Origin of the sequence: Dokdonella koreensis DS-123 (assembly GCF_001632775.1) — a bacterium.
Taxonomy (GTDB): Bacteria; Pseudomonadota; Gammaproteobacteria; order Xanthomonadales; family Rhodanobacteraceae; genus Dokdonella; species Dokdonella koreensis.
In genome coordinates, this window is sequence record NZ_CP015249.1 from 2,633,389 (window position 1) to 2,653,961 (window position 20,573).

General features: G+C 71.5%; 14 protein-coding genes. 9 read left to right on the forward strand and 5 right to left on the reverse strand.

From position 1 onward, the window contains the following. Positions 1-13: 13 nt before the first annotated feature. The 5 genes from alaS to I596_RS10730 form a co-directional block, all read right to left on the reverse strand. Positions 14-2,650: an alanine--tRNA ligase gene (gene alaS, locus I596_RS10710; RefSeq protein WP_067647549.1), complete on the reverse strand. Its 2,637-nt coding sequence runs from the start codon at positions 2,648-2,650 to the stop codon at positions 14-16. A gap of 159 nt (positions 2,651-2,809) precedes the next feature. Continuing rightward, a complete protein-coding gene (locus tag I596_RS10715; RefSeq protein WP_067651785.1) occupies positions 2,810-3,304 on the reverse strand; it encodes a regulatory protein RecX in 495 nt (164 codons plus the stop codon). Between the two features lie 81 nt (positions 3,305-3,385). Then, the gene (locus I596_RS10720) at positions 3,386-3,784 is read right to left on the reverse strand and encodes a hypothetical protein (protein ID WP_067647552.1); all 399 of its coding nucleotides are present in this window, start codon (positions 3,782-3,784) and stop codon (positions 3,386-3,388) included. 218 nt (positions 3,785-4,002) lie between these two features. Next, entirely contained in the window at positions 4,003-5,034 is a 1,032-nt protein-coding gene (gene recA / locus I596_RS10725; RefSeq protein ID WP_067647555.1) for a recombinase RecA, read from the reverse strand. A gap of 130 nt (positions 5,035-5,164) precedes the next feature. Then, positions 5,165-5,674: a CinA family protein gene (locus tag I596_RS10730; protein WP_067647558.1), complete on the reverse strand. Its 510-nt coding sequence runs from the start codon at positions 5,672-5,674 to the stop codon at positions 5,165-5,167. A gap of 175 nt (positions 5,675-5,849) precedes the next feature. Between I596_RS10730 and I596_RS10735 the strand changes: the two genes are divergently transcribed. The 9 genes from I596_RS10735 (at position 5,850) to I596_RS10775 (ending at position 20,560) form a co-directional block, all read left to right on the forward strand. Then, positions 5,850-7,067: an NAD(P)/FAD-dependent oxidoreductase gene (locus I596_RS10735; protein ID WP_067647561.1), complete on the forward strand. Its 1,218-nt coding sequence runs from the start codon at positions 5,850-5,852 to the stop codon at positions 7,065-7,067. A gap of 69 nt (positions 7,068-7,136) precedes the next feature. Continuing rightward, positions 7,137-7,772, forward strand: a complete 636-nt coding sequence (locus I596_RS10740) for an NAD(P)-dependent oxidoreductase (protein ID WP_067647566.1) — start codon at positions 7,137-7,139, stop codon at positions 7,770-7,772. Positions 7,773-7,861: 89 nt separating this feature from the next. Then, positions 7,862-9,103 (forward strand): ATP-binding protein, encoded by a 1,242-nt coding sequence (locus I596_RS10745; RefSeq protein WP_067647569.1) that lies wholly within the window; start codon positions 7,862-7,864, stop codon positions 9,101-9,103. After that, entirely contained in the window at positions 9,100-9,648 is a 549-nt protein-coding gene (locus tag I596_RS10750) for a response regulator transcription factor (RefSeq protein ID WP_067647572.1), read from the forward strand. The genes I596_RS10745 and I596_RS10750 overlap by 4 nt, the downstream gene beginning before the upstream one ends. Positions 9,649-10,080: 432 nt before the next feature. Continuing rightward, the gene (locus I596_RS10755; RefSeq protein WP_067647575.1) at positions 10,081-10,899 is read left to right on the forward strand and encodes a C40 family peptidase; all 819 of its coding nucleotides are present in this window, start codon (positions 10,081-10,083) and stop codon (positions 10,897-10,899) included. A 211-nt stretch (positions 10,900-11,110) separates the two neighbouring features. Further along, positions 11,111-13,777 (forward strand): DNA mismatch repair protein MutS, encoded by a 2,667-nt coding sequence (mutS, locus tag I596_RS10760; RefSeq protein ID WP_083965512.1) that lies wholly within the window; start codon positions 11,111-11,113, stop codon positions 13,775-13,777. Position 13,778: 1 nt separating this feature from the next. Further along, a complete protein-coding gene (locus I596_RS10765; RefSeq protein ID WP_067647581.1) occupies positions 13,779-15,053 on the forward strand; it encodes an acyltransferase family protein in 1,275 nt (424 codons plus the stop codon). 96 nt (positions 15,054-15,149) lie between these two features. Next, a complete protein-coding gene (locus I596_RS10770) occupies positions 15,150-17,273 on the forward strand; it encodes an acyltransferase family protein (protein WP_067647584.1) in 2,124 nt (707 codons plus the stop codon). Further along, positions 17,270-20,560, forward strand: coding sequence for an AAA family ATPase (locus I596_RS10775; protein WP_067647588.1), 3,291 nt, complete (start codon positions 17,270-17,272; stop codon positions 20,558-20,560). The genes I596_RS10770 and I596_RS10775 overlap by 4 nt, the downstream gene beginning before the upstream one ends. The last annotated feature ends 13 nt before the right edge of the window (positions 20,561-20,573 follow it).

The window sequence follows — 20,573 nt, forward strand, 5'->3', positions numbered from 1 at the left end:
CTTTCTCCACCCATCAGGCAAGGCGTTCGGCTAGCCATTTCGGCACATGCGCCAGTGCCTGATCCAGTGCTGGGGAGTCGACGCCGCCGCCCTGGGCGAGGTCCGGACGGCCGCCGCCCTTGCCGCCGATCTGCGCGGCCACATGCGCGACGACCTCGCCGGCCTTGACCTTGCCGAGCGCGGCGCCACCGACGCCGCCGACCAGGGCGACCTTGCCCTCCGCCGCTGCCGCCAGCAGCACGACGCAGTCGCCGAGCTGCTGCTTGAGCGAGTCCACGCCTTCGCGCAGCGCCTTCGCATCGAGACCGTCCACGCGCGCGGCGACGACGCGGATGCCACCGACATCACCCGCCTGCGCCGCCAGATCCTGCGTCGCGGAACTGGCGGCCTTGGCCTTGAACGATTCCAGCTCGCGCTCGAGCTTGCGCTGGCGATCGAACAGCTGGCGCAGCTTGTCGACGACGTCGGCCGGCCCGACCGAGAGCAGGTCGGCGACGGCACCGAGCCGGCGCTCCTCGTCGACGACGAAGGCGACCGCCGCGGCGCCGGTCAGCGCCTCGATGCGGCGCACGCCCGATGCGACGCCACTCTCGGCGACGATCTTGAACAGGCCGATGTCACCGGTGCGCGAGACGTGCGTGCCGCCGCACAGCTCGGTCGAGAACTCGCCCATCTTCAGCACGCGCACCTGATCGCCGTACTTCTCGCCGAACAGCGCCATCGCGCCGAAATCGATCGCTTCCTCGTAGCCCATCGTGTGGACTTCGGCGGCGACGTTGCGGCGGATCTCGGCGTTGACCAGATCCTCGATACGGCGCAGCTCCGTGCCGTCGACCGCCTGGAAGTGCGCGAAGTCGAAGCGCAGGCGGTCGGGCGCGACCAGCGAACCCTTCTGCGTCACGTGCGTGCCGAGCACGCTGCGCAAGGCGGCGTGCAGCAGGTGGGTGGCCGAATGATTGAGGATCGTCGCCTGGCGCCGCTCGCCGTCGACGGCAGCGGCCAGGCGCGCACCGCGCTGCAGTGGGTGGGCGCCCTGCCAGCGACCGACGTGACCGTGGAACGCACCGGCCAGCTTCTGCGTGTCGCCGACCGCCAGCGCACCACCGGTGCCGGTGAGCACGCCGACATCGCCGACCTGTCCGCCGGATTCGGCGTAGAACGGCGTGCGGTCGAGAATGACGATGCCTTCCTCGCCGTCCGCCAGCGCGTCCACCGCACGGCCGCCGCGCAGGATCGCCAGCACCTCGCCGCCTTCGCCCTGCAGCGTGTCGTAGCCGAGGAACTGCGTCGGCGGCAGGCTGGCCGCGAGCTCCGCCGGCAGCTGCCCCTTGGACTCGAACTGGCTGGCCGCCCGCGCCCGTTCGCGCTGCTGCTCCATCGCCTGCTCGAAGCCGGCCATGTCCACCGTCAGCCCGCGTTCGCGCGCGATGTCGGCAGTGAGGTCGACCGGAAAACCGTAGGTGTCGTAGAGCCGGAACGCATCGGCACCGGGAATGGTCGTGCCCGCGCGGGCCGCCACCTCGGCGAACAGCTTCATGCCCTGCTCGAGCGTCTCGCCGAAGCGTTCCTCCTCGACCTTGAGCGCGCGCTCGACCACGTCGCGCTTGGCCGGCAGCTCCGGATACGCCTCGCCCATGACGTCGATCAGCGGCGCGACCATCTTCCAGAAGAAGTCGCCGCGCACGCCGAGCATCCAGCCATGGCGCAGGGCGCGGCGGATGATCCGGCGCAGCACGTAGCCGCGTCCTTCGTTCGACGGCAATACACCATCGACGATCAGGAAAGAACAGGCACGGATGTGGTCGGCGATCACGCGCAGCGAGGTGTTGCCGAGATCGGCCGTGCCGGTCAGCGCGCCGGCGGCGCGGATCAGGTGCTGGAACGTGTCGATCTCGTAGTTGGTGTGCACGTGCTGCAGCACGGCCGCCAGCCGCTCCAGGCCCATGCCGGTATCCACGCAGGGCGCCGGCAGCGGCGTCAGCGTGCCGTCGGCGGCGCGGTCGAACTGCATGAACACCAGGTTCCAGATCTCGATGAAGCGGTCGCCGTCCTCGTCGGGCGAACCGGGCGGCCCGCCGGCGATGTGGGCGCCGTGGTCGTAGAAGATCTCGGTGCACGGGCCGCACGGGCCGGTATCGGCCATCTGCCAGAAATTGTCCGAGGCGAACGGCGCGCCCTTGTTGTCGCCGATGCGCACGATGCGCTCGGCCGGCACGCCGACCTGCGCGTTCCAGATCGCGTAGGCCTCCTCGTCGGTGTGGTAGACCGTGACCAGCAGGCGCTCGGGCGGCAGCTTCCAGACCTCGGTCAGCAGCTCCCAGGCCCAGAGGATGGCGTCGCGCTTGAAGTAGTCGCCGAACGACCAGTTGCCGAGCATCTCGAAGAACGTGTGGTGGCGCGCGGTGTAGCCGACCGAATCGAGGTCGTTGTGCTTGCCGCCAGCGCGCAGGCAGCGCTGCACGTCGGCCACGCGCGGGCCCGGCGGCTTCTCGCTGCCGAGAAAGGCGTTCTTGAACTGCACCATGCCCGAGTTCGTGAACAGCAGCGTCGGATCGTTGGCCGGCACCAGCGGCGCCGACGGCACGATGACGTGCCCCTTGGAGCGGAAGAACTCGAGAAACGTGGAGCGGATTTCGGCGCTGGTCGTCATGGGCATCTGGCAAGCCGTCAAGGGAATCCTGGTGAAATGCAGCATTCCGCCGTCACGCCCCGGTCGGGGCGCGCCCGGTTCCGGGCGGATCGGAGGACGCTTCGGACCGGCGGCCGGCACCGGCCACACCCGGCCGGGACAGCACGGCGGGACGGCGTTTCAATCGAAGGAATCGTCGTCGCTGCCGGCGTCGGCGCGCGTCAGGGCGCCCACTGTGGGGCCATCGAAGCCTCGGCGCAAGAGAAAGGCGGCCCGGCGCGCGCGCTCCTGGGCCGAGCGCGCCGGCGTGCGTCCGTACTGGCGCTGGAGCTGCCGGCGGGCCGAGGCCAGCCAGTCGACGTCGACCTCGGCCAGCGCATCACGGACGGCGGCATCGGCGATACCGTGCGAACGCAACTCGGCGACGATGCGCCGCGGGCCGTAGCCCTGCCCGGCGCGCGATCGCGCCAGCGCCCCGGCGAAGCGGGCATCGCTCTGCAGCGCACCGGCTTCCAGGGCTTCCAGGGCGGCGGCGGCCTCGTCGGCGGCATGGCCACCCCGCGCGAGCTTCGTGCGCAGTTCCGAACGGGAATGCTCGCGCCGGGCCAGCCAGCCGAGCGCCCGGTCATAGGCGGCGGGCTTGTCTGCGGGCGTTCGTGGCGGACGGGACGTCATGATCGGCGCACCGGAGTGGCGCGGCGGCCGGCCGGCGGCCGTCGACACCGCGAGGACGGCCGGAGGATGCGGCTGCGGTCGTCAGTTGGGCGCGATCCGCTTGGCATCCGGCTGGGTGCCGAGCAGCTCGAACTCTTCCAGTGCGCCCACCAGGGTCGAGCCGTCGACCTTACGCGCCCCGATCCGGCTACCGTCCACGCCACGCTCGGCCTGCACGACGACGACGACGGTCTTGACGCCCTCGTCCACGAACAGCGCGTACTGCGGGACGTCGATCGCGAGCGGCGATCCGGTGGAAACCGCCCCGTCGCCGATCACGAACACCGCGTTGCCGGCGTCGACGTCGGCCTGGGTGGCCGGCCGGCCGGCGACGAACCCGCTGGCGGTCGGCAGCGGCGGCAGGGACGTCAGTTCGGCGGCATGGAGACTGCCGGTACCGAGCGCGAACAGCACGATGCTGGCGAAGACGATGCGATGCATGGCTCTATCCTTCCCGAATCGGCACGGCGGCCGGCGGACGGCCCCTCGATGCCGCAGCACCTTAGCGAGGCCCCCACGGTGCGTCCAGCCGGCAGCCGACCGACGGTCGGGCCGGCGGACCGGCGGACCGGACCCGGCCCGGCCACCGGTCGCCACGGCACGGCCGGGCCGGCGCCTGCCGGACCGGCCTGCGCGCCGTACGCCCGGACCGGCCGCGATCAGGCTTCCTCGACCTCGACCGCCGGCAGCGGCGAATTGCCGTTGCTGACCAGCAGCTTGGCGCGCAGCTGGGCGTCGATCGCCGCGGAGATCTCGGGATGCTCGCGCAGGTACTGGCGGGTATTGTCCTTGCCCTGGCCGATGCGCTCGCCGTTGTAGCTGTACCAGGCGCCGGACTTGTCGACGAGGTTGTGGGCGACGCCGAGCTCGATCAGCTCGCCCTCGCGCGAGGTGCCCTCGCCGTAGAGAATCTCGAACTCGGCCTGGCGGAACGGCGGCGCGACCTTGTTCTTGACGACCTTGACGCGGGTCTCCGAGCCGATCACCTCGTCGCCGCGCTTGACCGCGCCGATCCGGCGGATGTCCAGGCGGACCGAGGCGTAGAACTTCAGCGCGTTGCCGCCGGTGGTCGTCTCCGGGCTGCCGAACATCACGCCGATCTTCATGCGGATCTGGTTGATGAAGATCACCAGGCAGCCGGACTTCTTGATGTTGGCGGTCAGCTTGCGCAGCGCCTGGCTCATCAGGCGCGCCTGCAGGCCCACGTGCGAGTCGCCCATCTCGCCCTCGATCTCGGCCTTCGGCGTCAGCGCGGCGACCGAGTCGATGACCACGACGTCCACCGCATTGGAGCGCACCAGCATGTCGGCGATCTCCAGCGCCTGCTCGCCGGTGTCGGGCTGCGAGACCAGCAGGTCGTCGACGTTGACGCCGAGCTTCTCGGCATAGCTGGGATCGAGGGCGTGCTCGGCGTCGACGAAGGCCGCGGTGCCGCCGTTGCGCTGGCAACTGGCGATCACCTGCAGCGTCAGCGTGGTCTTGCCGGACGACTCCGGTCCGTAGATTTCGACGACGCGGCCGCGCGGCAGGCCGCCGACGCCGAGCGCGATGTCCAGGCCCAGCGAGCCGGTCGAGACCGTCTCGATCGCGTCGTCGGTACGATCGCCCATGCGCATGACGGCACCCTTGCCGAACTGCTTCTCGATCTGGGAAAGCGCGGATGCGAGCGCGCGGCGCTTGTTGTCGTCCATCGGGCGGTACCTCTGTGTGTTTGATCGGCGCGGAGGATGCCGCGCCCGCATCTCAGCGATTGAGACGGCGCGGCGGGAGTGCCCGGCATTATTCCACAGCGCCCGGGACGGAACAGGGGCGGACGGCGCGTCAGCTCGTAAGAATCCGGCGCAGGCCGTCGAGCGCGGCGGCAACGGTGCTGCGCCGTACCGCCTCGCGGTCGCCGGGAAAATGGAACAGTTCAGCTTTCGCGTAACCGCCGCGCCGTTTCCAGCCGATCCAGACCGTGCCGACCGGCTTGCCGGGCGTGGCGCCGCCAGGGCCGGCAATGCCGGTGACCGCCACCGCGACGCTGGCGCCGTAGCGCGCCAGCGCGCCGGAGACCATCTCCACGACGGTTTCCTGACTGACGGCGCCGGTGCGTTCCAGGGTCTGCGGCTGAACGCCGAGCAGGGCTTCCTTGGCCTCGTAGCTGTAGGCGACGACGCCGCACTCGAACCAGGTCGAGCTGCCGGCGATGTCGGTCAGCACCTTGGCGATCCAGCCGCCGGTGCACGATTCGGCGGTGACCATGCTCATCCCGCGCGCGACCAGGAGCTCGGCGACCGACTGGCCGAGCAGCGCCAGATCGGCGTCGTCGTGAACGTGGGGGGCGGACATGGTCCGGCTCCGCGGAAGCCAGGGGCGATGCGCGGGGACGGTAGCCGATCCGCGCGCGGGCGTCGAGTGCGCTCCCGGCCGGCCCGGCACGTGCGAGCCGGCGCACCCGGCGGAAGCATCGCCGCGCGATCTCGCGCATGATGCCGCTGCGTCGGGCCCGGCAGGTAACGAACCCATGGACCTCAAGAGCGGCTATCCCTTCTGGGCGATCAGGAACGGACTGATGCACGCGTTTCCCGCACTCGAGCGGGACCTGCGCTGCGACGTCGCCATCGTCGGCGGCGGCATCAGCGGCGCGCTGATCGCCGATGCCCTGGCCGGCGCCGGCCACGACGTCGCCGTGATCGAGCAGCGCGACATCGGCTGGGGCAGCACTGCCGCCAGCACGGCGCTGCTGCAGTACGAGATCGATACCCACCTGGTGGACCTGGCCCAGCGCTACGGCGAGGCCGCCGCAGTGCTGGCCTACCGCAGCTGCGCGGAGGCGATCGGCCAGCTGCAGGCCAAGGCGGGCGAGGTGCGCGACGTCGGCTTCGCACGCAACCGGAGCCTCTACTACGCCAGCAGGCGGCGCCATCGGTCGGCCCTGCTGGAGGAGGCGGCGCTGCGCGCGCGGCACGGCTTCGCCGTCGAATGGCTGGAGCCCGCCGCCCTGCGCGAACGCTACGGCTTCTCGGCACCGGGCGCGATCCTGAGCGCGCTCGCCGCGCGCGTCGACCCGTACCGCATGACCTACCGCCTGCTGACGCGCCTGGCCCGGCGCGGTACCGCGGTGTTCGATCGCACCGCGGTCGCGGCGATCGACACCACCAGCCGCGGCGTGGCGCTGCGCACCCGGCAGGGCGCGACCATCCGCGCGCGCCATGCGGTGCTGGCGGCCGGCTACGCCTGCCAGCAGTGGATCGACCAGCGCGTCGCCCGCAACCGCAGCAGCTATGCCTTCGTCACCGACCCGCTCGCCGCGGCGGCGCTCGGGCCGCTGGCCGACACGCTGGTCTGGGAATCGGCCCGCCCATATCTCTACCTGCGGGCCACGGCCGATGGCCGCCTGCTCGTCGGCGGCGACGACGATGCCGTGGACATCCCGGCCCGGCGCGACACCCGGGTCGAGCGCAAGGCCACGCGGCTCTCGCGGAAGGTACGCAAGCTGTTCCCCCACCTGGCGGCGGAGCCGACGTTCTCGTGGGCCGGCACGTTCGCCGAGACCCGCGACGGCCTGCCGTTCTTCGGGCCGCACCGGCAGTTGGGACCGCGGGTGCTGTTCGCGATGGCCTACGGCGGCAACGGGATCACCTACTCGATGCTCGGCGCCGAGCTGATCCGCGCACGGATCGAGCGGCGGCCGCATCCGCTTGCCGCGCTGTTCGCGTTCGACCGGCTCGAACGCGCCTGACCGCCGCCGCTTGCCTGGCCCTGGCATCGGCGCGATGCTGGCTGCTCCAAGGCCGGCCGGAATCCCGCCATGAAGATCGCCCTCGTCGCCGCCACCGGAAAGATCGGGCGCCAGATCGCCCGGACCGCACTTGATCGCGGCCATGCCGTCACGGCCGTGGCCCGCCGCGACGGCGCCCTGCCGGAGGAACTGGCCGGCGCCCGTGCCGTCGTCGCCGCCCTGGACGATCCACCGGCCCTGGCAGCGGCCGTCCGCGGCCACGACGTCCTGGCCAGCGCATTCGGCCCGGACGGCCCGGACGTCGCCGCGCTGGCGCGAACGGCCGCCGCACTGGTCGACGCCGCGCGCGCGGCCGGCATCCGGCGCCTGATCGTGGTCGGCGGCGCCGGCAGTCTCGAGGTCGCGCCGGGCGTCCAACTGGTCGATACGCCTGGATTCCCGGACGCCTACCGCCCCGCGGCGCTCGCCCACCGCGAGGCGCTGGCGGTCTACCGCGCGGCGCCGGACCTGGACTGGACGTTCTACGCACCGGCCGCGGAGATCGGGCCCGGGCCGCGGCTGGGACACTACCGCAGCCAGGCACGCACGCTGCGGGTGGACGAGACCGGCCACAGCCGGATCGCGTATCCGGACTACGCCGATGCCTTCGTCGACGAGATCGAGCACCCGCGCTACCTGCGCGAGATCGCCACCGCCGCCTACTGAACCGCGGAGCGGTACGGCCGGGCGCCGGTCCGGCAGCCTGCGACCGCCGGTCGCGCCCCGGCACCGGCGCGAGGGCCGATAATCGCGCGATGCGGACGCCCCCGGCCTCGTTTCTCGGCACCCTGTGCACGCTGCGCTGGCTGGCGATCGCCGGCCAGGCGGCGGCCGTGCTGATCGCAACCGGCCCGCTGGGCCTGGCACTGCCGCCGATGCCGCTGTGGCTGGCGATCGCCGCGCTGGCCGCCTTCAACGTCTACGCGAGCTGGCGCGTGCGCCGGGGCGACGCCGGCCCGGCCGAGACCTTCGCGCACATCGCCGTCGACGTGGCGGCGCTGGCCTGGCTGGTCGGCTGGAGCGGGGGCGTCACCAATCCGTTCACGTCGCTGTTCCTGCTGCCGATCGCGTTCGCCGCGCTGGCGCTGCCGCTGCCGTGGATCCACGCCACCGCGGCGATCTGCGGCATCGGCTATGCGGCCGCGGCCTGGTTCGGGCAGCCGCTGCCGCACCTGCACGGACTGGCGATCGACGGCTTCGACCTGCACCTGGTCGGCATGGCGGTGAACTTCCTGATCTCCGCCGGCGTCGTGCTCTACTTCTTCTCGCGCCTGGCGATCGCGCTGCGCCGGCGCGAGCACGAGCTGTCGCTGCTGCGCGAGCGCTTCGCGCGCAACGAGGGCATCGTCGCGCTGGCCACGCATGCCGCCTCGGTCGCGCACGAGCTCAACACGCCGCTGGCCACGCTGACGCTGATGCTCGACGACCTGCTCGAGCGGCCGGCACCGGCGGACATGCACGAGGACCACGCGACGATGCGCGAGCTGGTGGACGTGTGCCGCGACCGTGTCCGCGAGCTGGCCACGCCGGCGGAAGCGACCACCGCCGGCGCACCGCCACTCGAGGTCGACCTGGAACAGGTGATCGCGCGCTGGCAGCTGGTGCGGCCAACGATCGAGCTGCGGCGCAGCGGCGCGATCGGCCGCCACGCGGCCGTCGATCCCGCCGTGGGCCACCTGCTGCAGGCCCTGCTCAACAACGCCGCCGATGCCGGCACGCAGGCCGGCACGCCACGGGTGGACCTGCACCTGGACGCCGACGAGACCGGACTGCGCGGCCAGATCCGCGACTACGGCGCCGGCTTCGACGCTGCCCGGCCATTCCTGCCCGGGACGCTGTTCGGCAGCAGCAAGCCCGACGGCCTCGGCGTCGGCCTGGCGCTTTCGCACGCCACCGTCGAACGGCTGGGCGGCGAGCTGTCGATGCAGGCCAGCGACGGCCGCGGCGTCTGCGTGCGCTTCCACCTGCCGGCCGGACGCAAGGAACGGACCCGATGAAGCGAGGCCTGCTGGTCGACGACGATGCACTGTACCTGCGCGCGCTGCAGCGCTCGCTCGAGCGCCGCGGCCTGGAGGTCGCCGTCGCCACCACCGGCGTGGCGGCGCTGGCCTGCGCGCGGCGGCTGCAGCCCGATTTCGCCCTGGTCGACCTCAAGCTGGACGGCGAGACCGGGCTGGACCTGATCGCCCCGTTGCGCGCGCTGCGCAGCGACATGCGCGTGATCCTGGTGACCGGCTACGCCAGCGTGGCGACGGCGGTCGAGGCGATCAAGCGCGGGGCCGACAACTACCTGCCGAAGCCGGCCACGGTGCCGATGATCCTGCGCGTACTGCGCGGCGAGCCGCTGCCGGCGCCGGAGGTCGGCGTGCAGATGACGCCGCTCAATCGCCTGGAGTGGGAGCACATCCAGCAGGCGCTGGCGAGCACCGCCGGCAACATCTCGGCCGCGGCACGCATGCTCGGCATGCACCGGCGCTCGCTGCAGCGCAAGCTCGCCAAGCGGCCGGCGCGGGAACGCACGCCGGCCGACGAACTGGACTAGGGCGTGTCATCAATCCCCCGGCAGGTCGCGTTGGCCCTGGAAAGTCGTCAGGGGGTGGTGTGTGGCGCCGCGCCTGACTGGCCGTCAGGTCAAGCCGCGCAACGCACGCTGGCGGCTTTCCAGGGCCAACCCGTAGGGCCGCTCTTGCGTGCGCCCGGGACTGCGTCATCGCTCGGGCGTGGACCGACGTCCACGTCCTCCCTCTTCCTTGGCCCGGACGCACGCAAGAACGGCGCGGCCTACCGAGGGATTGATGACACGCCCTAGAGCCTGGTTGAACCGGCACCGCCGGGCGCCCATGTCCCGGCGTGTCACGGCCGCTCTGGCATCGGACGCCGGCGCTGCCGCGCCCACCCCGGGCTCTGGCATTCCACGGCGTCACCTGCGTTCAATTCACATGCGCACGATAGATGCGCATGCCGCGAGGCGATCATGGGAGAACGACTCATCGAACCCCTGGGCAGGCGTATCGCCCGGTTCCTCACGCAGCGGTCGCCCGGCTACCGGCCGACGACCCCGAGCGACGCGCAGGCGCTGCGGCACGCCCTGCACCCGACCGATATCCTGCTGGTCGAGGGCGACACGCGCGTTTCGGCGATCATCAAGTACCTCACCCAGTCCACCTGGTCGCACGCCGCCCTCCACGTCGGCCCGATCGCCGGCCGCAACGAGCCGGACGGCGAGCCGCACGTGCTGGTGGAGGCCCTGCTGGACCAAGGCGTCGTCTCCGCGCCGCTGTCCAAGTACCGCGATTTCCATACCCGGATCTGCCGGCCGGTCGGCCTCACGCCGGAAGACCGGGACACGGTGCGCCGGTTCGCGATCGACCGCATCGGCCTGGAGTACGACATGAAGAACCTCCTGGACCTGATGCGCTACCTGGTACCGATACCGGTTCCGGTGCGCTGGCGGCGGCGCATGATCGCCCTGGGGTCGGGCGACCCGACGCGCGCCATCTGCTCGACGCTGATCGCGCAGGCGTTCGAGTCGGTTCGCTACCCGATCCTGCCGAAGATCGAGCAGGTGGCGCCGCAGGGCGAGCAGCGCGCCCGCGGCCGGCACGCGCAGCGCGAAGTGCTGCACATCCGTCACCACTCGCTCTACGCGCCACGCGACTTCGACCTGTCGCCGTATTTCGCAATCGTCAAGCCGACGATCCAGCACGGCTTCGAGTACAAGAAGCTGCTGTGGGGCGACCCGGAGCCGGCTGCCGGCCCGGCGCTGTCTGCCGCCGGCGCACGGCAGGCTTGAGCGATCGCGCCGGCGCGGGGCCGGGCACCGCGCGCACCGGCGCACCTTGCGCAGGGGCGGATCGCCACGCCCCGGCCCTGCCCAGCGGCCGCCGCGAACCCGGGGACGAGACCTGCGCCCCCGTTCCTTTCCGCCGGACCGGCCGCCGCGCCTTTCCTTTCGACCGAAGGTCGTGGAAACATGCACGCCGCATCGCATCCGCGGACACTGGATGAAGCCGGATCGCCGCCCATCGGCCCGGCCCCCTCCAAGAACCGCCACCGCCCTGGTCGACCGAATGTCCCGAGCCACCGATTCATCCGAAAGCACCAGGAGCGCCAAGGGCCTGGAGCAGCACACGCCCTTGATGCGCCAGTACTTCGCAGCCAAGGCCGAGCACCCGGACGTGCTGCTGTTCTTCCGCATGGGGGACTTCTACGAGCTGTTCTACGACGATGCGCGCAAGGCCGCGCGCCTGCTCGACATCACGCTGACCCAGCGCGGCGCCTCGGGCGGCGCGCCGATCCCGATGGCCGGCGTGCCGTACCACGCCGCCGAAGGCTACCTGGCCAAGCTGGTCAAGCTCGGCGAGTCGGTCGCGATCTGCGAGCAGATCGGCGACCCGGCACTGGCCAAGGGCCTGGTCGAGCGCAAGGTCGTGCGCATCGTCACGCCCGGCACCGTGACCGACGAGGCCCTGCTGGAGGAACGGCGCGACAACCTGCTGCTGGCGATCGCCGCCGGCAGGACCGGCTATGGCCTGGCCTGGGTCGACCTGACCGCCGGCCGCTTCCTGCTGGCGGAGGTGGCCGATGCCGAGGCCCTGGCGTCGGAGCTGGCGCGGCTGCAACCGGTGGAGACGCTGGTGGGCGAGGACGTGGCCTGGCCGACGTTCGTGACCGCCCTGCCCGGCCTGCGCAAGCGCGCGCCGTGGCACTTCGATGCCGAGACGGCCCGCCGCGAGCTGTGCCGGTTCTTCGGTACGCGCGACCTGTCGGGGTTCGGCGCCGATCGCCTGTCGCTGGCGGTCGGCGCCGCCGGCGGCCTGCTCGGCTACGTGGAGGAAACGCAGAAGGCCGCCTTGCCACACCTGACGGGCCTGGCGACCGAAAGCGCGAGCGAGACGATCGCGCTCGATGCCGCCACGCGGCGCAACCTGGAACTGGACTGGCACGCCTCCGGCAATCGCGAGGCGACCCTGCTCGGTGTGCTCGACACCACGGTGACCCCGATGGGGGCCCGCGCGCTGCACCGCTGGCTCAACCGCCCGCTGCGCGACCGCACGACGCTGGAGCGCCGCTACCACGCCGTCGGCCTGCTGCTCGACGGCGCCGCCGAACGCCTGCGCGACGAACTGCGCGGCATCGGCGACCTCGAGCGGATCCTCGCCCGTGTCGCGCTGCGCTCGGCCCGCCCGCGCGACCTCTCCACGCTGCGCGACGGCCTGGCGCGCACGCCGGTGCTGCGCGAGCGCCTGGCCGGCATCGACAGTCCGCTGCTGGCGGACCTGCTGGACCGCCTCGGCGAGCATGCGGGAACCGCGGCCCACCTCGCCGTGGCGATCGTCGAGCAGCCACCGGCGCTGCAGCGCGACGGTGGCGTGATCCGCGCCGGCTTCGACGCCGAGCTGGACGAACTGCGCGCGCTGGCGACCAATGCCGACCAGTTCCTGATCGACCTCGAGGAGCGCGAGAAGGCCGCCACCGGCATCGCGACGCTCAAGGTCGGCTACAACCGCGTGCACGGCTACTACATCGAGATCAGCAAGGGCCAGGCCGACAAGGCGCCGACCCACTACACGCGACGGCAGACAATCAAGGGCGCCGAACGCTACATCACCGAGGAACTCAAGGGATTCGAGGACAAGGTGCTGTCCGCGCGCGAACGCTCGCTGATGCGCGAGCGCGCATTGTACGAAGCCCTGCTCGATCGCCTGGCCGAGCAACTGGCCGCGCTGAAGTCGGCCGCCGCCGCGGTGGCCGAGCTGGACGTGCTGGCCGCGCTGGCCGAGCGCGCCGATGCGCTCGACTGGAACCCGCCCGAACTGGTCGACGAACCGGGCATCCACATCGAGCGCGGCCGGCATCCGGTCGTCGAGCAGGTCCGCGACGAGCCGTTCGAGCCGAACGACCTTCGCTTCGACGATGCCCGCCGGATGCTGATCGTGACCGGCCCGAACATGGGCGGCAAGTCCACCTACATGCGGCAGAACGCGCTGATCGTCCTGCTCGCCCACATCGGCAGCCACGTGCCGGCGGCACGCGCGGCGATCGGTCCGATCGACCGCATCTTCACGCGCATCGGCGCCGGCGACGATCTCTCGCGCGGCCAGTCGACCTTCATGGTCGAGATGAGCGAGACCGCCAACATCCTGCACAACGCCACCGCGCACAGCCTGGTGCTGATGGACGAGATCGGCCGAGGCACCAGCACCTACGACGGCCTCGCGCTGGCGCAGGCCTGCGCGACCCACCTGGCGACCGTCAACCGCGCCTTCACGCTGTTCGCGACCCACTACTTCGAGCTGACCCAGCTTCCGGCGCAGCACGAGGCGATCGCCAACGTCCACCTCGACGCGGTCGAGTACGGCGAGCAGCTGGTCTTCATGCACGCCGTCAAGGAGGGGCCCGCCAACCGCAGCTTCGGCCTGCAGGTGGCGGCACTGGCCGGCCTGCCGAAGGCCGTCATCGCCGACGCGCGGCGCGTGCTGCTCGGCCTGGAGGCGGGCGGCCACCCGGCGCCGGCCGCCATCCCGGCACAGGCGGCGGCGTCGCAGCTGGGCCTGTTCGCCCCGCCGCTGCCGTCGCCGATCGAGGAGACGCTGCGCGCGGTCGACGCCGACGAGCTGACGCCGCGTGCGGCACTCGACCTGGTCTACCGCCTGCGCAAGATGCTCTGACATGACCGCGCAGAGCGAGCGCGTGGCCGCCGCCCTGGCGGCCAAGGACAGCCGGCGGCTCGACGGCGTGGACCTGCTGCGCGGGCTGTCGATCCTGCTGGTCGTCGTCCATCACCTGGCGCTGCGCATTCCGCTGCGCGACGGCTGGCTCGAGACGGTCCTGCCGCGACGCTTCCTCGGCACGCTGATGTACAACGGCTACGAGGGCGTGTTCGTGTTCTTCGTGATCTCCGGCTTCCTGATCGCCGGCAATGCGATCGCGCGCTGGGGCAGCCTCGCGCGCATCGATCCGGGAACGTTCTACGCCCTGCGCGCCGCGCGCATCCTGCCTTCGCTGGTGCTGGTGGTGGCGGTCCTGAGCGTGCTGCACCTGGCGGGCGTGCCGTTCCACGTCATCGACCGCGAGGGGCAGTCGCTCGGCCGCGCGATCCTCGCCGTGGCGGGCCTGCACCTGAACTGGTACGAAGGCCGCACCGGCTATCTTCCCGGCGGCTGGGACGTGCTGTGGTCGCTGTCGATCGAGGAGGCGTTCTACCTCGCTTTTCCGGTGGTCTGCCTGCTGCTGCGCCGGCAAGCGTTGCTGGTCGCGGTGCTGGCGGTGCTGGCACTGTCGCTACCCTGGACGCGTGCCGCACTGGTCGGCAACGAGATCTGGCAGGAAAAGGCCTACCTGCCGGGCATGGCGGCGATCGCGGCGGGCGTCCTCGCCGCGCTGGCCGCGGCCCGCTGGCCGCGGGTGCCGCGGGCGCTGATGATCGCGCTGGCCCTGCTCGGCAGCGTGGGACTGGCTGCCACGCTGCTGTTCGGCTACCTGCTCTGGCCGCTGCTGCGGGACGGCACCGTGCTGGTGCTGACGCTCTCGACCGCGAGCCTGGTGCTGGCGCTTTCCTGGGAGGCACGCACCGGCGGCGCGCGGCCCCCGCGCGGGCTCGGCTGGCTGCGGGCGATGGGCCGGCGCAGCTACGAGATCTACCTCACCCACATGTTCGTCGTGTTCGGCGTGGTCGCCGTATTCCAGGCGACCGGTGCCGGGACGTACTGGGGCTTCCTGTGGCACCTGCCGACCTTGCTGCTGGCCTGGGCGCTGGGCGAGCTACTGGCATGCGCCTGGTCCGATCCGCTCAACACGCTGCTGCGGGCGCGCTGGCGGGCACGCAACGCCACCGGGGTGCCGGGCCCGGCGGCCACCGGCGAAGCGGCAGCTGGAAGCGGACCGAGCAGTAATGGGATCATCGCCGCTTCGCCCGTTCCGGAACCCGCAGGCCCCCGCGCATGACCCTACGCGATACCCACAGCCCGGCCATCGGGAAGAGGCCGCGCCGGCCGATCGGGCTCCCCGTCCGCGCCCCGTCTCCCGTGCAGGGCCTCTGACGTGCGTGCCGACATCCTGGCTTCCGCACCGGCATCGTCTCACCGCTCGGAAATAGGCTCGGCCTACATTCCGCACATCGACGGCCTGCGTGCGGTCGCCGTGCTCAGCGTCATCGTCTACCACCTGCAGAAGACATGGCTGCCCGGCGGCTTCGCCGGCGTGGACGTCTTCTTCGTGATCTCCGGCTTCGTCGTCAGCGCGTCGGTCAGCCATTGGAGCGGCGGGTTCGGCGGGTTTCTCGCCTACTTCTATGCGCGGCGCCTGCAGCGGATCGCGCCGGCGCTGATCGCCTGCCTGCTCGTGACGGGCTTCCTCTGCGTCCTGTTCGTACCCACGGCCTGGCTCAGCACCGCCGTCGAAACGACCGGCCTGCGCGCGTTCTTCGGCATCAGCAACCTGTTCCTCGCGAGCCACAACGAGAACTACTTCTCCACGATCTCCGAGTACAACCCCTATACCCACACCTGGTCGCTCGGCGTCGAAGAACAGTTCTACCTGCTGTTTCCGCTGCTGTTCTTCGCCTGGACCCGCGCCGGGCGCTGGCGCGCGGCCTGCACCGGCGTGTTCGCACTGGCGGCGCTGGCCTCGGTCCTCCATGCGCGTCACCTGGCCACCGCCGACCCGGCCGCCGGGTTCTATCTGACCACCACGCGCTTCTGGGAACTGGCCGCCGGCGTGCTGCTGTTCCAGTGCCTGCACCGGACGCCCTCGACGGCACCGGTGTCGACGCTCGTCCGGCACGCGACGACGCTCGGCGCCTGGCTGTCGCTCGGCCTCCTGATCGCAGGCCTGGTGGTATCCAAACCGGCTACGTTTCCATTCCCGGGCGCGATGCTGCCGGTGGCGGCGACACTCGGCCTGCTCGGCTGCCTGCACGTCGCCGGCGGCAGCTCGCCGCTGCGCCGCCTGCTGGCGAGCGCACCGATGGTCTACATCGGCAAGCGTTCCTACTCGCTCTATCTGTGGCATTGGCCGATCTTCGTGCTGCTGCGCTGGACCTTGGGCCTGGAAACGCCCAACCAGCTGATGGCGGCGATCGTCGCGACCTTCGTGGCCGCCGAGGTCTCCTACCGGGTGATCGAACGCCCGTTCCGCTACGCCGCCTGGCTGCGCCGCTGGCCGCGGCCGGGCATCATCGCGGCCGGCCTGACGATGATCGTCTCGGCCTGGTGGCTGTCCGATCGCGTCACCAGCCTGCGGCCGCAGCTGTCGCTGAGCACGGTCAGCCGCCACGCGGAGGACTGGTACACCGGCTACACCTGGGCGGTCCCCGAGCTGCCCGGCTGCGTGCTCGACCTCAAGGACGACAACAACCGGCCGGCACCGGTGTGGATCCTCACGCGCCGCGACTGCCCGGACCAGCCGGTGTCCGGCCGCACGGTCTTCGCGATCGGCGATTCGCACGCGATCTCCTACTCGGCGATGCTGAGCGAATACGTGCTGCGCACCGGCTCCACCGTCCTGCTCTACCCCAACGTCGGCTGCACGTTCGCCAGCCTGCAGCCGCATCGGGAAGCCGGCGCCTGCCCGGCCCAGGGCAAGACCGCGGTCGAGGACATCCTCGCCCGCGCCAAGCCGGGCGACGTGCTGTTTCTGGCGGCGCTGCGCATCACCCGGCTGAGTACGCCGCTCGGACTCCAGAACGAGCAGGAAGCCTGGCAGACCATGCTCGGCGCCGACTACCTGCAGCGGCGGCGTGACGCCGAGCAGGACCTGGTGGCCCTGCTCGAGCCGGTCATCGCGCGCGGTGTCCAGGTCGTGCTCGAAGCCCCGAAACCGCTCCTGAGGGTGTCGCCGTTCCGCTGCGCCGATTTCTTCAATGCCGGCAACCCGGTCTGCCGTCCCGGCATGGCCGAGCCGCGCGAGCGGCTCGAGCGCTATCGGCAGCCGGTGCTCGACAGCTATGCGCGCATCACCGCCCGCCTGCCGTCGGTGATCGTCTGGGATCCGTTCCCCCTGCTGTGCGAAGCGACGATGTGCCCGGCCCTGCGCGACGGCCGGCCGCTGTTCTTCGACGGCGACCACCCCAGCGCCTACGCCAATCACATGCTCTACCCGTCGTTCGAGGAGAGGATTCGCCAGCCGCCGGCACCGGCCGAGCCGACGGAGGGCGAACGAGGATGAGCATCGCCGCGTTCGTCGCCGGCCTGGCACTGGGCCTGATGCTGATGCATCTGGCGCAGCTGCGAGGACGACGACGACCGGCAGCGGTTCCGGCGACCGCACCGCCGGCGCTCGAAACACCGGCGTCTCCGGTGCAGGTCACCGAGTCCTCGTCGCGGGACCGCCTGTTCGAGCTCAAGCGCCTGATCGATGCGCAGGACGAGCGCATCCAGCGTCCGCAGCATCTGCATGCGCTGCCCGAGTTCCGCGAAGCGGCCGCGCTGATGGCCTCACCCGAACTGGCACGCAGCGAATGGCTCTCGCACCTGGGCAGCGAGGGCTACGTCCTGGGCTGTGCGGCCGCGGCCGCCCTGCCCCAACGCGAGGACGTCGATCCGGAGTGGTTGCTGGGCGCGATGCCGCAACTGGGCGGCTATGTCCTGCATTTCGTGCTGGACTACCTGCAGACCCGTGCCGATGCGGCCAGCCTGCCGGCCCTGCTGCTGCACGCCCGCGACTACTGGTGGGACTACGCGCTGTTCCGGTCACGGTTCCGCGAATACCTGCAATGGGCGGCCCGCCACGCCCCGGGGCGCTTCGAGGACAACAGGCTCGACGAGATCGACGAGACCGCGCTTGCCACGATCGAGGCGGTGCTGGAGAAGTTTCGCGAACCGGCGCTGGCCGACCCGCTCGCGCAGATCGCCGCCGCGCGCGTTCGTCATCGCGAAAAGCGCATCCTCGGTGGTTTCGGCCGCATCGCCGGCGCGGCCACGGCGCCGACCCTGCACGCGGCGCTGCGGACATTGCAGACGCAGACCTGCGAGAAGCTGCTGGCAGGGCGTTCGATCGTCGCCACCGGCGAACACGGCGTCGGCAAGACCGCAATGGTGGATGCGGTGGTCGCGCGATTGCGCGAGGCCGGCTGGCTGGTCTTCGAGGCCAGCGCCGCGGACATCCTGTCCGGCCAGAAGTACGTCGGCGAGCTGGAAGGCCGCGTCAAGGAAATGCTTTCGCTGCTGAATCGCCCCAAGGCCCTGTGGCGCACGCACGACCTGCTGGACCTGGTGCTCAAGGGGGCGACCACGCAGGACCCGCGCGGCATCCTCGATCTGGTGCTGCCCGCGCTCGAACGCGGGCAGTTGCTGATGATCGCCGAGGCGCCGCCCCGCGGGCTCACGCAGGCACTGCTGGCCAGACCCGCCTTGCGCCGGCATCTGGACATCGTCCCGGTGGCGGCGCCGGATGCCGATGCGCTGCAGGCGCTGGCGATGACCTGGGCGCAGGAGAAGGCCGACCTGCTGGGCCAGCCGGTCGCGGACGCTGCCACGCTGGCCGAGGCGGCCCGGATGGTGGCGCAGTACTTTCCCGACACCCAGGAGCCCGGCCGCCTGCTGCGGGTGCTCGCCGACGCGCTGCAGCACAGCCTGGAGCGGACACCGCCCACCCTGCCCCTGTCGCGGGAAACCCTGCTGGCGGCGATCGCCGGCCGCAGCGGCGTGCCGCTGGACATACTCGACGATGATCGCCCGCTGGACCTGGAAAGCGTACGCGCATTCTTCTCGGCCCGCGTGCTCGGCCAGGACGAAGCGGTCGAGCGGCTGGTCGACCGGATCGCGATGCTCAAGGCGGGCCTGATCGACCCGGGGCGCCCGATCGGTGTCTTCCTGTTCGCAGGGCCCACCGGCACCGGCAAGACCGAGCTGGCCAAGGCGCTCGGTGAGCTGCTGTTCGGCGGCGCCGATCGCCTGCTGCGGCTGGACATGAGCGAGTACGCATCCGAGGATTCCGCGTGGCGTCTGATCGCGGAAGACGACGCCCGCGGCGGCGTCCGCTCCCTCACGGCCCGAATCCGCGAACAGCCCTTCTCGGTGGTCCTGCTCGACGAGTTCGAAAAGGCCCATCCCAAGATCTGGGACCTGTTCCTGCAGGTGTTCGACGACGGTCGCCTGACCGACCGCGGCGGCAATACCGTCGACTTTCGCCATGCCCTGATCATCCTGACGTCCAACGTCGGCTCGACGCTCTCGAGAGGAACCGGACCGGGCTTCGTGGCGCGCGCCGGCGAGTATTCCCGGGGCATGGTCGAGAAGGCGGTCTACGAGACCTTCCGCCGGGAGTTCCTCAACCGGCTCGACCACATCGTGCTCTTCAAGCCACTCGACCGGACGCTGATGCGCGGCATCCTGCACAAGGAGCTCGACCGCGCGCTGACCCGGCGCGGCCTGCGCAATCGCGATTGGGCGGTGGAATGGGAGCCGTCGGCGATCGAGTTCCTGCTCGATCGCGGCTTCACGCCCGACCTGGGCGCCCGCCCGCTCAGGCGCGCGATCGAGCAGTACCTGCTCGCGCCGCTGTCGCGCAGCATCGTCGAGCAGCGAACGCCCCAGGGCGACCAGTTCCTGTTCGTGAGCAGCAAGGGCGACCACCTCGATGTCCGGTTCATCGACCCGGATGCGCCCGCCGCCGAGCCCGGACCGCAGGCCGATCCGGGCGAGACGCCGGATCTGCGCCGATTGGCCGCAAGAGCCGGCGAATTCGCCGATGCGCCCCGGCATCTGCGCGAGCACCACGCGCGCATGCTGGCGCGGGCCGCTGGCGCGGCCTGGGTCGAGGCGCGCGAGGGCGACTACGCCCGCATGGCCGATGCCGGCTTCTGGAGTTCGCCCGAGCGCTTCGAGGTCCTCGACAGGATCGAGCGGCGCGACCGCGTGGAGAGCGCGCTGGCGAGCACCGGCCGGCTGGTGGAGCGGCTGGCGACGACGACCCGTGCGGAGCACGCGGAGCGGCTCGCGCAGGGATTGTTCCTGGCCGACATGGCGATGGACGATCTGGAAGAACAGCGGCCGCAGGACGCACTCGTGGAGATCTTCGCCGGCGACGGCGAGCGGATGCGCGATGCGGTCGCGATCCGCTCGTGGTGGCGCACGCTGCTGGCGATGTACGTCAGCTGGGCCGAACGCCGGAACCTGCGGATCGAAGTGCTCGCGCAGGATGCCGACCGGCCGTACGCCTGGCTCGCGATCACGGGTTTCGGCGCGCTGCGCACGCTCGAAGCGGAGAGCGGACTGCACGTGCTCGAGTACGAGCAGGACGGCGAGACGACCTCGCGCCTGCCGCTCCACGTGGTCGTCCGGCCGGACCGCCCCGGACACCGCCGCCACGCACCGGCAGCGGTCGCCGACGGCCAGCGCGTCGTCAGGCGCTATCGCCAATCCCCGTCCGCGCTGGTCCGCGACTCGATCCGGGGCTGGCGCACCGGCCGGCTGGATCGTGTCCTGGCGGGTGATTTCGACCTGATCGACTGAGCGCCCGCGCGCT